The sequence below is a fragment of the Geothrix sp. PMB-07 genome (genome assembly GCF_030758935.1).
Classification (GTDB): Bacteria; Acidobacteriota; Holophagae; order Holophagales; family Holophagaceae; genus Geothrix.
This window is the reverse complement of sequence record NZ_CP132333.1, coordinates 2,681,935-2,695,257: the sequence shown is the minus strand read 5'-3', so window position 1 is coordinate 2,695,257 and position 13,323 is coordinate 2,681,935. Positions and strand designations below refer to the sequence as shown.

Annotated in this window: 15 protein-coding genes and 1 pseudogene; 1 reads left to right on the top strand and 15 read right to left on the bottom strand. The window is 59.8% G+C overall.

Annotation, left to right across the window (positions count from 1 at the left end; genetic code table 11):
- Positions 1-80: 80 nt before the first annotated feature.
- From Q9293_RS11960 to Q9293_RS11945, 4 genes are all read right to left on the bottom strand, one after another.
- On the bottom strand, positions 81-869 hold the full coding sequence (locus Q9293_RS11960; protein WP_306246758.1) for a hypothetical protein: 789 nt from the start codon (positions 867-869) through the stop codon (positions 81-83).
- Between the two features lie 324 nt (positions 870-1,193).
- Positions 1,194-3,704 (bottom strand): phosphoenolpyruvate--protein phosphotransferase, encoded by a 2,511-nt coding sequence (gene ptsP / locus Q9293_RS11955; protein WP_306246756.1) that lies wholly within the window; start codon positions 3,702-3,704, stop codon positions 1,194-1,196.
- A gap of 10 nt (positions 3,705-3,714) precedes the next feature.
- A complete protein-coding gene (locus Q9293_RS11950; RefSeq protein WP_306246754.1) occupies positions 3,715-4,017 on the bottom strand; it encodes a PTS fructose transporter subunit IIB in 303 nt (100 codons plus the stop codon).
- Entirely contained in the window at positions 4,014-5,051 is a 1,038-nt protein-coding gene (locus Q9293_RS11945; protein WP_306246752.1) for a PTS fructose transporter subunit IIC, read from the bottom strand. Before Q9293_RS11945 ends, Q9293_RS11950 begins: the two co-directional genes overlap by 4 nt.
- Before the next feature lie 215 nt (positions 5,052-5,266).
- Between Q9293_RS11945 and Q9293_RS11940 the strand changes: the two genes are divergently transcribed.
- Complete coding sequence (locus tag Q9293_RS11940; RefSeq protein WP_306246750.1) at positions 5,267-6,088, top strand: AraC family transcriptional regulator; 822 nt, start codon at positions 5,267-5,269, stop codon at positions 6,086-6,088.
- Between the two features lie 134 nt (positions 6,089-6,222).
- Here Q9293_RS11940 and Q9293_RS11935 read toward each other — a convergent pair whose 3' ends face one another.
- The 11 genes and pseudogenes from Q9293_RS11935 to Q9293_RS11885 all read right to left on the bottom strand — a co-directional run bounded on the left by Q9293_RS11935 (position 6,223) and on the right by Q9293_RS11885 (position 12,913).
- On the bottom strand, positions 6,223-6,606 hold the full coding sequence (locus Q9293_RS11935) for a 4-fold beta flower protein (protein WP_306246749.1): 384 nt from the start codon (positions 6,604-6,606) through the stop codon (positions 6,223-6,225).
- Positions 6,607-6,884: 278 nt separating this feature from the next.
- Positions 6,885-7,128 (bottom strand): annotated as a pseudogene (locus tag Q9293_RS11930) (transposase); the annotation flags it as partial.
- Positions 7,073-7,669 carry an IS5 family transposase gene (locus Q9293_RS18685; protein ID WP_372342155.1) on the bottom strand — a complete coding sequence of 199 codons (597 nt, stop codon included), beginning with the start codon at positions 7,667-7,669 and terminating at the stop codon, positions 7,073-7,075. The gene Q9293_RS18685 and the pseudogene Q9293_RS11930, both read right to left, overlap by 56 nt.
- A 218-nt stretch (positions 7,670-7,887) precedes the next feature.
- Positions 7,888-8,307, bottom strand: a complete 420-nt coding sequence (locus Q9293_RS11920; RefSeq protein ID WP_306246747.1) for a DUF2267 domain-containing protein — start codon at positions 8,305-8,307, stop codon at positions 7,888-7,890.
- Positions 8,308-8,441: 134 nt separating this feature from the next.
- Positions 8,442-8,690 (bottom strand): DUF2442 domain-containing protein, encoded by a 249-nt coding sequence (locus Q9293_RS11915; protein WP_306246745.1) that lies wholly within the window; start codon positions 8,688-8,690, stop codon positions 8,442-8,444.
- Between the two features lie 7 nt (positions 8,691-8,697).
- On the bottom strand, positions 8,698-8,964 hold the full coding sequence (locus Q9293_RS11910; protein WP_306246743.1) for a DUF4160 domain-containing protein: 267 nt from the start codon (positions 8,962-8,964) through the stop codon (positions 8,698-8,700).
- Positions 8,965-9,162: 198 nt separating this feature from the next.
- A complete protein-coding gene (locus Q9293_RS11905; protein ID WP_306246742.1) occupies positions 9,163-9,681 on the bottom strand; it encodes a hypothetical protein in 519 nt (172 codons plus the stop codon).
- A gap of 147 nt (positions 9,682-9,828) precedes the next feature.
- Positions 9,829-10,173: a DUF3024 domain-containing protein gene (locus tag Q9293_RS11900; RefSeq protein ID WP_306246740.1), complete on the bottom strand. Its 345-nt coding sequence runs from the start codon at positions 10,171-10,173 to the stop codon at positions 9,829-9,831.
- A 35-nt stretch (positions 10,174-10,208) separates the two neighbouring features.
- Positions 10,209-10,598 carry a hypothetical protein gene (locus Q9293_RS11895; protein WP_306246738.1) on the bottom strand — a complete coding sequence of 130 codons (390 nt, stop codon included), beginning with the start codon at positions 10,596-10,598 and terminating at the stop codon, positions 10,209-10,211.
- A gap of 594 nt (positions 10,599-11,192) precedes the next feature.
- Positions 11,193-11,450, bottom strand: a complete 258-nt coding sequence (locus Q9293_RS11890) for a hypothetical protein (RefSeq protein ID WP_306246736.1) — start codon at positions 11,448-11,450, stop codon at positions 11,193-11,195.
- 1,112 nt (positions 11,451-12,562) lie between these two features.
- Positions 12,563-12,913 (bottom strand): hypothetical protein, encoded by a 351-nt coding sequence (locus Q9293_RS11885; protein WP_306246734.1) that lies wholly within the window; start codon positions 12,911-12,913, stop codon positions 12,563-12,565.
- Between the last annotated feature and the right edge of the window lie 410 nt (positions 12,914-13,323).

The window sequence follows — 13,323 nt, the reverse complement described above, 5'->3', positions numbered from 1 at the left end:
TGGCGGCCAGGCAACAGGCAAGCGCGGTTACTCTGCTGGAAAATCGGTTCATTCGGGATTCCTCCTCGATCCGGCCGTGGCTAGAAACGGAATACGTAAGCGAATTCGATGTGGGGGGTGAAGCGCGACTTGGTGGCCAGGCTGTCCCTGTCCGTATGTCCGCCCGTGGTGTCTGCCACCGTGCCAGCGACGTGCACGTAGTTCGTGGAGGTGTAGTTCAGGAGCAGCACATTGCATTCGAGTCCTGAGGATTCGTCGATGCGGTAGTGGAATCCCGCATAGGGACTTACGCCCAAGGCACTCTTGGTGGGCGTGCCGTTGTAGGTATCCATATAGGTGGCGGACATGGCATCCGCAGGGCGATTTCCCGCCGAGTCGTGAATGGGATCGTTCTGGCTGCTGTAGCCGTCCGACACGGTGCCCGCGTACTGATGCTTGAATCGGGAGAAGTTCAGCTGCAGGCCCGCGCCCCAGGTCCACTCGGCCTTGGGATCCCGCTCATAGCCCAGGCGCAGCGTCGTGCCATCCAGGCTGTTCTTGCGGGCGTCGGCAGAGTAGCGCGGGTCGATCTTCTTACCGGAGGCCGTGGCCATGGCCGTCACATCGTCCCGGTATTCCTGGCCTGATTTGTACATGTAGCCGAGCTCAGCGCTGAACCGGCCCAGCGGATGGGTGTAGCCCACTTCAAAGCCCATGCCGAAGACGCGGCCATCCAGCTTGTCCTGGAGGGAGGCTGCCTGTCCGGCAACCCGGAATTTGAATCGGGCATCGAGGTTGTCCAGCACGCCCTGGGAGGTCCCCTGGGCGAACATCGGGGCCGCACAGGCGAGGGCCAGCGCCGCCGGTAGCGTCAATCGGATTGGGTTCATGGAAGGTCTCCGGGTGTTGGGGGGTGGCATGACGGGGTCTGGTGAGGAGGTGCTTCGAATTTGCGATCGGGCGTGATTGTCAAGAGTCAATGAATGTCGGACTTCGGTTCTGGGCTGGATCATTCATCAGGAGGGAAGTGGCCCCTTAATCGCAGCGTGAAACCGGCGTTCATCCTGGAACTCTACGAATGATGTGCCCGTAGAAGTAGCCGAAGTTTTATCGGTCTATTTTCCCTTTTTGACATGGATGTGTACCAATCCTCCTCCTTCATCCCCATGCGCTGCCCGGGGCTCGGCCCCGGGATAAGGGAGTGCCCATTTGCCTCACCAGATGGAGAGCACCTCGGTGCGCAGCGTTTCCAGAAGGGCCTGCGGGTCTGGCGTTTCTTCGAGGTGCCGCCGGAAGGCTTCATCCATGAGCCGTCGTGCCAGGCGGGCGAAGAGGCGCAAGTGCTCCTCCCCCACGTCCTCACCGGGGAGGGCCAGCAAGAGCACCGTCCGAACGGGGGGATCGTCCGAGGCCCCCCAATCCACAGGTTCTGCCAACCGCAGCATGGCCAGAGTGGCACAGGCCATGGCCTTCGTCTGGCAGTGGGGCACTGCGAACCCGTGTCCCACCCCGGTGGCGAACACGCGCTCCCGCGCCCAGATGGCTTCTTCCAGCATGGCAGGCGCCTCGGTGCGCCCGGCCAGGAAGACACGCTCCACCAGGCGCTTAATGGCCTCCTCCTTGGTAAGACAAGGCGTGTCCAATTCGAGCAACTCAGCTTCGACGACCGGGTAGGTGGGCTGCTTGATGAGGGGCGGGCGGAACAAGGCCTCCACTTCTTCGGCGCTGCTGCAGGCCATGGCCTGGTGGGCCATGGCTTTGCAAGAGGCCGCATCGAGCGAACGTGCTGCCCGCTTGAGCTCGAGAATGGCTGATGGGGCCACGCTCACCGTGTCGAAGCCCAGCCCCACCAGAAGGGGCAGCAGCTCCGGCCGTGCGGCCATTTCACCGCAGAGGCTCAGGGGGCGCCCCGCGGTACGGGCGGAACGGACGATGCTCTCGAGAAGGCGGAGCGTCACCGGGTGCCAGGCGAACTCCGGCCGGGCCACTGAGGGGAGGTTGCGGTCCGCAGCGAAAAGGTACTGGACGAGGTCGTTGCTTCCCACGCAGAAGAAATCAGCCTGATCTGCCAGGGCCGCCAGGTGAAGGGCTGCGGCAGGGACCTCCACCATGGCGCCCAGGGGTGGGACGGGCCTTCCGAGCCTCTGGGCTTCTTCCTGGACAAGGTTGCGCACCCAAGCGAGCTCGGCGGGCTCGGTCACCATGGGAATCATGATTCGCAGGTTGCCACCGTCGGCGGCGGCGCGGATCGCGGCGCGCACCTGGGTGCGGATGATCTCCGGATGCTGGGCGTACCAGCGCACGGCGCGCTGGCCGAGGAACGGGTTGGCCTCGAAGGGCAGGCGGAGGAATGGCAGGGGCTTGTCGCCACCGGCATCCAGCAGGCGCAGCGTGACCGGCAGATTCCCCGCTGCTGCGAGCACCGAATGGTAGATCTCCACCTGCTCGTCCTCGGTGGGGGGGGCGGCTCGCTCCAGAAACAGCATCTCCGTGCGGAAGAGGCCCACGCCATCGGCCCCCAGGGCAAAGGCACCAGGGCCCTCCTCGGCCAGGGCGAGGTTGGCCTGAACGGACAGAGGTTGTCCATGGCCTGGATCCGGTGCCCGATGCACGTCCTGCTTCAGGCGTTCCTGATGGGTCTTCTGGGCTTCGGCCTCCACCGCGAAATACTGGCTCACCGTGGCGGGCGCGTCCTCGACCACGGCGCCGTGCAGGCCATCCACCAGGAGCCTGGTGCCGGGAGGCAGGGTCGAGGGCAGGCCGTGGATGCCGACCACGAGCGGAATGCCGAAGGTACGGGCCAGGATGGCGATGTGGGAGGTGGGACCACAGTCGGTGAGCAGCAGGCCGCGGAGGTGGGTCCGATCCAGCTTGGGAAACAGGTTCAGAGGAAGATCACGAGCCACCAGCACAAACGGTTCTGCGGGAGTCTGCAGCGGGGCCTCCGGGGCTGAGCCGCCCAGGGCCCGCACCAAACGGGCCGACAATCCTCGGACATCGGCCGCGCGCTCTCTCAGCAGAACGTGGTCACTGGATTCCAGGGTTTTCGCCCAGGCCTGGCCCGCCTCCAGGATCGCTGATCGGGCGGAGAGATTCCGGTCGCGGATGCCCAGGGCGACGGAGCCCCGCCAGGCCCGGTCCTGGAGCATGGCCCGGTGGGCCTCCAGAATGGCCCGCAGGGTGGGGTGTTCTGCGTGGATGGATTCAGCGGCCAGTTCGCCTTCCACCTGGGCCATGGCCGCTGTGAAGGCCTTGATTTCCATCTCGGCGGAAGCCACTCGTATCCGGGGTTCTTCGGCGGGCAAGGTGAAGCCCGACGACATGACGGCCAGGCCTTCCCCCAGTCCGGGGCTGACGCCCTGGCCCACCCACCAGCGGGCGGAAGCCTTCATCAGCAGTTGGGGAATGATGGTGCCAATGCCCCCGCTGTGCGGCGGCGTCGGCTCGCCATCGGTTTCCAGGAACTCTCCAGTGAGAAACACCGAGAGCGCCTCCATGGCGGAGGGCGCATCAGGGCCCTGCACGGTAAGGCGGCAGAGGTCGCCGTAGCCGGTATTCGTGGCAATGAGGCTGAGGAGGTCGCGCAGATCCGAGCTGCGACCGTTCCGCTCATTGAGCAGGAGGCAATCGGCCCTGAACAGTTGGGCCCGCTCCCGCAGAGCCGCTGCAGGCCTCGCATGAAGACCGCGAACCAGTGGAAAGGTGAAAGAACATTCCAGCACCATGAATGAACCTTCAGACCTGGAGACGTTCAAAGATGGCGTTGGGATTCTTGATGGCCTGCTGCACGGGAACTTCCAGAAGCAAGGGAATGGTCTTGAACCTGTCGCGGCCCATCACGGGGATATCGGCCGCGAGAATGGCGGCGTCGGCATCCTGGAAATCCGCAGCGGTCAAGGCGTTCTCGATGCCCATGGCCCCCTGGGTTTCCACCTTCACCTGGTGCCCGAGTTTGCCCCCGGTGCGCTCGAGCTGTTCGGCCGCCATGTAGGTGTGGGCGATGCCCGTGGGGCAGGCCGTGACGGCGACGATCTTCATGGGGGCTCCGGAGTGACGGGCCGTTTCCAGCCCTTAAGCAGATTCATGGCCAGGGCCACCAACAAGGTTCCCGTGGCGATGGCCAGGAGGTAGGCCACGCGGTGGTCTATCACGGGAAGGACGATGAGCCCCCCATGCGGCGCGTGGTCGCCCACGCCCCACAGCAAGGCGATGACGGCGCCCACGGAGGAACCAGCCATGATGGTGGGGATGACGCGCAGGGGGTCTGCAGCAGCGAAGGGAATGGCGCCTTCGGTGATGCCGATGGCGCCCATGGCCAGGGCAGCCGCACCGGACTCCCGTTCCTGTTCGCTCCAATGCTTGGGCCGGAGGAGTGTGGCGAGGCCCAGTCCCAATGGCGGGATGCAGATGGCGGCCGCACATGCTCCCATCACACTCACGTCACCTTCCTTGATCATGGCCACGCCGAAGAAGAAGGCCGCCTTGTTCACGGGGCCCCCCATGTCGAACGCGATCATGGAGCCCAACAACAGGCCAAGCCAAAGCCGGTGGCCGCTGCCCAGGTGGTGCAGGACTTCGGAAAGCCAGAGCATGAGCCCTTTGATGGGGGGGCCCAGGACCAGGAGCAGCAAGGCGCCCACAAGGGTGGATGCCACCACGGGAATGATGAGGATGGGCATGATGGGGCGGAGGTTGCGAGGCAAGGGCAGGCGCTTGAGGGCCTGAACCACCCAGCCGGCCAGCAGCCCCGCCGCGATGCCCCCCAGGAAGCCGGCGCCCACGGTCTGTGCGATGGCGCCACCCACAAAGCCGGGCACGAGGCCGGGCCGATCTGCCATGCCGAAGGCGATGTATCCAGATAAGACGGGTACCACCAGCGCGAAGGCGGCCTCGCCAATGGTCATGAGGAGTTTGAGGGTGGGCGCCTGGCTGAAATCGGGCCCGATGCCGGGCCGCATGGGGGCAAATCCCACCGCCACGGCGATGAGGATGCCCCCACAGGCCACGAAGGGAATCACATGGGACACGCCGGAGAGCAGGTACTGCTTCAGTTGGCGCAGGGGGGAGGGCATGGGGGCTTCTGGAGGGAACCGGGTTGAGAGGGAGGGGTCTGGGGCGGCAAGTGCGTCAAGTCTGTCAGGGAGTGCCGTCCGTTGGGAGCCTCAGGTGTACATGCGTATCCTGGGCTCTTTCTTGCAATTTAAAGGACCCGACCCCTGAAGGACAGCCCAAAGATCTATCAGTGCATTTGCATAATTTGACATAACCTATGGGGAAAGGATCGCCTTTGAGTGAACCCATCCGGAACCAATGGTCGATGACCCCCGAGCCTGAGGACATGGCCTGGGGCATCTATGTCACAGGCGTCGGGGCAGGGCTGGCTGAACTGGGGCCACCCAAGGAAGGGTGGCGCCTGCTCTACCTCGTGCGAGGGGCGGCCACCCTCGCCCATGAGGGCCGGAAACAGCGCCTGGAAGCAGGGCAGCTCTTGATCCTGAATGCGCAGAAGGGCGTCGCGTTGATTCCGGATCCCCATCGTCCGCCGCGGGCCCACCGGGTGGATTGCGCCGGAGCCATGCTGGAACGCTGGGCCCGCACGGGTTTCTTTGGGACCTTCCCCTGCATCCTTCGCCCAGGCTTCGACGAAATCCTGTTGGGCATGGTGGGCTCGTTGGTGGAATTGGCCCGTCTCCAGCCCATGGGCGCCCCCCGCCTGATGTCTGGGGTGGTGAGCCACATGATGGCCCGCCTGGAAACAGTGCGTCACTCCGGGGCCGGTGCAGGCAGTCAGCGGCGCCTGCTGCTGGAAGCCCGCAACCTGCTGGCCGACCCCGAGCACGACCGGCTGGGCCTGGAAACCATCGCGGAAGAACTGGGGGTCAGCTACTCCTGGTTCAGGCAGGCCTTCCGGCGGCAGTCAGGGCTGCCCCCCCAGCGCTTCCGCCAGAACCAGCGCATGACCCGGGCTTGCCAACTCCTCTCCGACACACAGCTCCCCGTTGCCAACATCGCCCAGGAACTGGGCTTCGGTTCCCTTTCCTATTTCTCCCGCGTCTTCCGCAAGGAAACGGGGCTGTCACCCACCCTCTGGAGGAAGACAAGGCCCTGAACGAAGCTGGGTCAGCCTGGGGAACGAAGGGTTGGCACTGATCTTGTGGCCCTGGGAAGTGGGATGCCGAATGGTTCGAGGTTTCATCGAGCAGCAATGCGGTTTGAAATAAGAGGCACGTGAGGCCGTCGAATTCAACGTTCCGTCATCGCTTCGATCAAACCCGCCCATAGATAATCCGCAAGCGGCAGGCGGCTGTTCCCTGTGTGGTGCATTGGCCTGGAACAGGGGGGCGATTTTGGGTGCTTGGCATATGTCACCCTTTTTGAGTGCCTGCCCGGCTCGGACCGCAGGCGGGTTGAATAGGCCGCCTGAATGATCCCGATGCTCTGGCCCTGAGTGTCGAAGAGAACGCCGCCCTCGACCCATCCAAGGCAATGGCCGTTCCATCCATAGCAATCGAGGCGGTCATCAATGTAGGCCACGGCGAGGCCATTCCAGAGGCAGATGGTTCGCTCCCCGTCATCGGCGATGTAAGCAACGGCCTGACCATTGAAATCGTAGAGTCGCCTTTCCATGTGGATGGTGCTCCTGCCGCAGATTCGCCCGAGGAATGAAGTCCCCCATGGAACAACAGAACGCGACTGAATGGCATGGATTCCGCTGAACGGTGGTGACCATGGCCCCCAACGGTCATCATTCGTGAGAGGTGTCCCCCGAAGTGGTGACCCACTCCGGTTTTCTATCGCAGGTTCAATATGGAAGATCGGACCTCAGAGGGGCCCCTTCGCCAGTGTTTTTGGCCTTGGGAGCGGGTTGGTCGAATCAGGATACGCCCTCACACAAGCTGGGTGAGTCAGGCAGGAGAAGATCCGCCCCTCGGGGCGGGCCTTCTCCTTGCGGGCGCGGGATTCTGAGCTGCGAACTGGGCCGGTGTCAGATCGCGCAGTGCGCTGTGGGGCCTGCGGTGGTTGTAGTCGTAGCGCCAGGCGGCCAGCTTGCCCCTTATTTCTGCCATGGAGGAATATCTCCGTGTTCAAGCACTCATCCCTCAGCCTGCCGTTGAAGCTCTCGATGAAGGCGTTCTCCGTGGGCGGTCCGGCTGGCTGAAACGGCGGCCATGTAGAGGACTGTCGAATGCTCGGAATGCCAAGGTCCACCGTGGGCCTCATCCTGCGCCGAAAGGGACTCTCCCGGTGGTCGGCCCTGGAGAAGAAGGAACCGCCCAGGCGCTACGAGATCGCCGAGCCAGGCGGCCTCCTTCACCTCGACATCAAGAAGCTTGGGAGGACCCAGGGCGCGGGACACCGGATCCATGGTGACCGTCGCACCCGCCAGCGGGGCATTGGCTGGGAGCATTTGCACATCGCCATCGATGCCCATTCCGTCGACCATGACCCATTCGCAATCCGCTTCACCTCGAAGGGCTTCGAGGACCCGCTGCCAGACTCCGCTCCGATTCCACCGATTGAAGCGCGTGAAGACCGTGTTCCAAGGTCCGAAGGATTCAGGCAAATCTCTCCAGGGCGCTCCCGTTCTGTGCTTCCAGAGGATCGCTTCAACGATGGGGCGATTGTCCAGGCGAGGGCGCCCCATTCCACCCTGCTCGCTCGGCAGCAGAGGCTCTAGCCTGGCCCACATTCGTTCAGTCAGAAAAGTTCTCGCCACGCTCTACCTCAACGTCATACCCATGAGGTACCGCAGTTAGGCAATTTGTACAACCCCTTACGTCCATTTGCCTTTCTTGACTTTGAAAACAGACCCTAGCGCGCAGCGGTAGGGTCCGAGTTGAGCGGAAGGTTAGGCCGCAGCCAGGATGAGCGTTTGGTTGATGATTATTCATCACATGGATACGCCTGTTATACCTGCCAGAACTCAACAGCGCCCTTGGGAAGTGTTGAAAGGAGTTGGTCGAAATCGGATTCGATTAGATTGCGGCGGAGAGCAACCGCAACATCGTGAATGGCGGTGTCGGGAGAGAAATTGTGTTCTGCCCGAAGGGCCTTTACTTCCCTCGTCATAGTTGCGACATCCTGGAAGGGCAATATTGCCTCATCCGGGTCCCAATCGACGACATAGAGTGCACGAAGTACAGGCGGAAGTATGTTGGCAAAACGAAGAGCGTCTTTAATGGGCAGGCGTCGACGGAAGGTATGGAGAACACCAACGACCATGTTGTAAGCCATGTGGGAAGTCGCTAGACCTGAGGCTTCACAGGCATCGTGCATGAATTTCTCGAAGTGCTGAGTGGCACGTTGATATTCCGATGGTACAGGCATATCACTATCTCCTGTGGCCTAACGAATGAAGCTAAGCGGCCGCGCCTGCACCGAGACGATAGGCGGAGCCGAGATCGCGAAATGCTGAGAGAGAGCGGAGGGCAGTGCAGGCGGGGTCCGACTTGAGCGGAGGGTTAGGCGGACGGGCCCACTGGCCTCATTTCAGCGAGAAGCGTTTCTGGCGCAATATCCTGGTCATGGGGCCAGGTGATAGCGCCGAATAAAATGCCAACCTGGTTGAAGTAATTAACATCTTTGAGTTCGCGGAACACGCCTCTATCAAGGTACGGTTTGAGGTCGAAGACCCCTTTACGGCCATCTTGGATCTCAAGATAGAGCTGATAATCGGGAAGAGGCTTTACTGACGTGACATCCCAATACATGGCAACCTCACAGAGGATCGATTTTGTACGGATTTTCCCCGCTGACAGCCAATTCCCAATCGGCGAGAAGCTCATCACGATGGAGTTCAATCCACGCTTGAACGAGTCGAAGCTGTTTGCGAGGGAGTTCGCCTGCCAGGACATCGCCATCAGCGAGTCCAATCGAGGCTTCGAACTCAGCGTATTTGGCGTGAATGTGGGGCAAGTTGTGATGCAGGTTGTCGAGTAGGTACAACCGAATGATGATTCCATAAAACATGGAGATGATGGGCATTAGTGATCTCCGGGTTACCTCAGAACCCATTATGACAGGAACGGGAATGCCTGTTGATTGGCCGCCTAACGAAGGAAGCTAACCGGCCCTATTGCTGCGGGACACGGGAGCTGAGTTGTTTGAGGACACTAGCGCGCAGCGATAGGGTTCGAGTTGAGTTGAGGGTTAGGCCTTGCGGGACAGGCATAGGAGTTTTGGCTATTGTCTTGTTAATTTTACACGGCCAAAAGGGACGGCCTTCCCGTTTCTCACGTTATCCATTTGCCAAGACCAAGAGTCGTTGGTCTTGTCATATGAGAAGGTGTTGTTGAAGGAAATGGTTCCGTCGCGCTCTCGAAAAAGGAAGGGAATCGAATCGCCGCTTCGTTTGCCTTGTGCGATGCCTTGGGCCGTAAGGCCACCACCTCCTGTGGAGTCGAGCCAAAGACATTGATATTCCAGGGCCACCTCATCCCAGCCAATGAGCACAACTGCTTCATACAGTGGATGCCCTTTGTCGTCCTTATCACGAGATACCTCATGGAGGCGAAGGTACTGGTGATCCAAGAACCACTCAGTAACGACATCGTGTGTGGTTTGTTTTCTGGCGATCGTTCCCCTAAGCACCCAATTGCCAACCAAGCGCTCTAGGAGAGGATCCTTGAGTGGAGCGGCCCAACCAATTCCAGAACAGGCCAATGAACAGAAAGTAATGACGGAAATCAGAGTTCGCCGCATTGATAGAACCTCCTGCGGTATGCACCGGGCAAGGCCTAACGAAGGAAGCTAACCGGCCCTATTGCTGCGGGGACGGAGCTGTTGAATTGTTTGAGGACACTAGCGCGCAGCGATAGGGTCCGAGTTGAGCGGAAGGTTAGGCCGAACCTAGCCCCAGAAAATGCCAGTTTGATCACGATCAATTTCTGCGATGAGCTTGTGTAGATTTGAAGAGGATGGCATTGGCTGGAAAGAATGCCAGCGCTGGTTTCGATCTCGACAGAAAAGGTGCCAGAGGCCAGTGGCAGAATCGAATCGAAGTTGAGCGACCGGGCTGTCGATCCACTTTGAAGAGTCAAGGAAATAGGGCCGATGTTCAATCAGCGTCGCTTTGCTTCCATGCCAAGTAATCGACAGCTTGATCTTGTCCTGAACGTGAGCAGGAATCTTGGCCGCACAGTAGGCAACCAGTTCTTGATTTGCTTTCGATTTGACCGAGGTGGTAATTGGCATGTTGGAGGAGGCCTAACGAGTGAAGCTAACCGGCCCTATTGCTGCGGGACACGGATGCTGAATTGTTTGAGGACACTAGCGCGCAGCGATAGGGTCCGAGTTGAGCGGAGAGTTAGGCGTTCACCACTTTTCTGCTTCAATTCCAGAACATACGGCTGAGCCTGCATTAAGGCAATGAATGCGATGAAGGCGCCGATCAGGAACCAGAGGTAGAAGGGCCGATATTTTTTATTCAGAGCCATAGGCGCGAGAATGAGCGCTACCAATATACCGCCCAATAATGATCGAGTAGTACCAGAGGATTTCACGGCATAGATGCTGTAACCAATGAAACCGAGAAACCAGAATCCGATGTAGCTGAAGTAGCGCCTGGCAATCGCTGCTCGGGCGGAATCGGAAATTTCGGGGGCTTGCTCTGGGCTCACTGTGACGCCTAACGAGAGAAGCTAACCGGCCGTATTGCTGCGGGACACGGGCGCTGAATTGTTTGAGGACTCTATCGCGCAGCGATAGGGTCCGAGTTGAGCGGAAGGTTAGGCACCCGATGAAGCTGGAGCCCACTCGTGCGTTGAAATGTCGGGAGTGGGTGCAACGAGCGGGATGCCGCCCGAACATGAAGGATGGTCGGGGTGCCGAACCCAAAGGCAAAGAACTGAGGCGGATTGCGCCAGGGGTGATGCAAGGGATGGAACGGCGGAGCCAGGATGCCACGAGAAGCGGCTGGATTCACCGGAGGAGTGGCGGAGAACGACTGCGCAGCGCGACAGCGCAAGCCCGCCATTCATGGCGAGTTTGAATTACCGGGGCGCAGAGATTCGCGATTGGTAAAGCCAGGGCGCTGAACCGCGTACTCCGATTGAGAAGGATCGAACCCGGAAGACGATGGGAATGCGCCGGGTGTGCCTAACGAATGAAGCTCACCGGCCCCGCCTGTACCGAGACGATGAACGAAGCCGAGTTAGCAAGAAGTTGAGAGAGAGCGGAAGACAATGCAGGCGGGGTCCGAGTGCAGCGAGAGGTTAGGCGCGCTCAAGGTCAGCCCATTTGATACGCAGGCTGTTGGGCTCTGGGTTGTGGCATTGGAGGCCGAAGGACTGAATTGAGCATTCAAACCCAACGAGAACACGATCTGAGCCTGGGATTTCAGCTATGACCTTGCCACGTTGGCCAATCAGCCTCCAGAAGTTCTCGCTCGGATCGCAGTTCTTCGGCGGGATTGTGTCGCCGAGAAAGGCACTGAGCTTCACCTGGTCGCCGATTTCGGGCTTGTGGTCCATGTGAACGCCTAACGAGAGAAGCTAACCGGCCCTATTGCTGCGGGGACCGACTCGCTGAATTGTTTGAGGACACTAGCGCGCAGCGATAGGGTCCGAGTTGAGCGAAAGGTTAGGCTGAATGGGTATGGCATGATTGCTCTGAATGAAAAGGAGACGCTGTGCCGCTTGGTGTTTTAGCCATTGTAGTGGCTTGGGTAGGTATGGCGCTTGGGTTTGGCCTTTGGATGTTGCTCTGACCGAAGCACTACTGGAAAACTTGGAAGAAATATCTAAAAAACGGTGATCCGTTTGAAGGGGCTTTTCCTGGAAGAACCGAGTCGCTGAAGTCTTATGTGCACCGCCCGAATACAAACCGAAGAGCGAGAATTCTAGGGGCCTTCTTTGTTGTAGCTGGGCTTGTGGTGCTTGCCTTCGTGGCCTTTGGTGCCCTGCCGTTGAGATGAAGCCTAACGAAGGAAGGTAACCGGCCCTATCGCTGCGGGACACGGCTGCTGAATTGTTTGAGGACACTAGCGCGCAGCGATAGGGTCCGAGTTGAGCTAGCGGTTAGGCCGAGACGCTGATTCTGCCGAAGCATGAACCGGCGCGATGGAAGAACCGACAGGCCTTTGAAAGAACGGAACGAGCTTCGTGATGACAGGGTAATGCGGAATGCCTGAACCGCCGAAACCAACCTGCTTTCGAGGCCTAACGAGAGTGAGCTTTGCGGACCGGGCGCTGGCGCCCGGGTCCGCTAGAGCGAAGGGTTAGGCCGAGCGAGATGCAGGTGACAAGAGCGACTCGGGCAGCGAAACCTGGTTTTGAAGGATTGAAAGAGCGATGGGACGAGAAACCTGAAGGCTTTAGACGCTGGTCGTGGACCCAGGTTACCGAGACGATGGCAGAAGTTTGGCCCTTTCTGGGTGGGCCACGGCGAACGGTGTTGAATGGCCGCGCGAACGGTCATAGCGGCCCGACAGGGCAACTGAGATAGGCGGGCCTAACGAATGAAGCTAAGCGGCCACGCCTGCACCGAGACGGTGAACGGAGCCGAGATAGCGAACTGCTGAGAGAGAGCGAAAGGCAATGCAGGCGGGGTCCGACTTGAGCGGAGGGTTAGGCCGCTGGGAGTGTTATTCATTGAGAAGCCAGGCATAGAAGGGGTCTTTGCGGCATTGTTGCTTACGAGCCTCAATGCTGAAGGTCAGAGAATGGGCTTTGAGAATGGCAATGGCTGAATCAATTTGAGCTGGCGGGAGAGCGAGCACTTTCAAGAACACCGGAATGTCGTCAGTGGTGATGAGGTTGATGTCGAGAATATCAAGTTCAGACAAAACCTCGTTCACGATCTCATCTTCGACATTCCAGTGTTCAGTTGAATACCGTTCGTTTGCCCAATCATAAACAGATTGAGCATTGAGTTTTCCTGCCTGCCAGGAATTCAGCAGTTCGACGATTTCTTGCCGAGTTACCAGGTCTGGCATGAGCGGCCTAACGAGAGAAGCTAACCGGCCCTATCGCTGCGGGACACGGAGGCTGAATTGTTTGAGGACACTAGCGCGCAGCGATAGGGTCCGAGTTGAGCGAGAGGTTAGGCCGACTGTTACGGCCATAGTGCTATCAGTAGAAGGAAACCGCCGACCAGGATCAGGTATACAACGGAGAGGACCAAGCTTGCTGCTCGAATGAATCTGATTCGATTTTCTTTGTTGATTTCGATCTGGAATACTCTCAACCAAAACTCTGAGAAATAGGGATCTATCTGGAGACCAACGATCTTCTCAGCCCACCCGCCCCAGATATTCATCCCCCAAATGATGGGCGGGATCGACGTGGCAGCGAGAAGGAGGGGTGACATGGGTTGGAGGCCTAACGAGAGAAGCTAACCGGCCCT

What these genes read in the sequence shown, in the direction of transcription:
- Q9293_RS11960 (WP_306246758.1), bottom strand. Translation starts at nt 869, where the DNA reads ATGAACCCAATCCGATTGACGCTACCGGCGGCGCTGGCCCTCGCCTGT.
- ptsP (WP_306246756.1), bottom strand. Translation starts at nt 3,704, where the DNA reads ATGGTGCTGGAATGTTCTTTCACCTTTCCACTGGTTCGCGGTCTTCAT.
- Q9293_RS11950 (WP_306246754.1), bottom strand. Translation starts at nt 4,017, where the DNA reads ATGAAGATCGTCGCCGTCACGGCCTGCCCCACGGGCATCGCCCACACC.
- Q9293_RS11945 (WP_306246752.1), bottom strand. Translation starts at nt 5,051, where the DNA reads ATGCCCTCCCCCCTGCGCCAACTGAAGCAGTACCTGCTCTCCGGCGTG.
- Q9293_RS11935 (WP_306246749.1), bottom strand. Translation starts at nt 6,606, where the DNA reads ATGGAAAGGCGACTCTACGATTTCAATGGTCAGGCCGTTGCTTACATC.
- Q9293_RS18685 (WP_372342155.1), bottom strand. Translation starts at nt 7,669, where the DNA reads ATGTGGGCCAGGCTAGAGCCTCTGCTGCCGAGCGAGCAGGGTGGAATG.
- Q9293_RS11920 (WP_306246747.1), bottom strand. Translation starts at nt 8,307, where the DNA reads ATGCCTGTACCATCGGAATATCAACGTGCCACTCAGCACTTCGAGAAA.
- Q9293_RS11915 (WP_306246745.1), bottom strand. Translation starts at nt 8,690, where the DNA reads ATGTATTGGGATGTCACGTCAGTAAAGCCTCTTCCCGATTATCAGCTC.
- Q9293_RS11910 (WP_306246743.1), bottom strand. Translation starts at nt 8,964, where the DNA reads ATGCCCATCATCTCCATGTTTTATGGAATCATCATTCGGTTGTACCTA.
- Q9293_RS11905 (WP_306246742.1), bottom strand. Translation starts at nt 9,681, where the DNA reads ATGCGGCGAACTCTGATTTCCGTCATTACTTTCTGTTCATTGGCCTGT.
- Q9293_RS11900 (WP_306246740.1), bottom strand. Translation starts at nt 10,173, where the DNA reads ATGCCAATTACCACCTCGGTCAAATCGAAAGCAAATCAAGAACTGGTT.
- Q9293_RS11890 (WP_306246736.1), bottom strand. Translation starts at nt 11,450, where the DNA reads ATGGACCACAAGCCCGAAATCGGCGACCAGGTGAAGCTCAGTGCCTTT.
- Q9293_RS11885 (WP_306246734.1), bottom strand. Translation starts at nt 12,913, where the DNA reads ATGCCAGACCTGGTAACTCGGCAAGAAATCGTCGAACTGCTGAATTCC.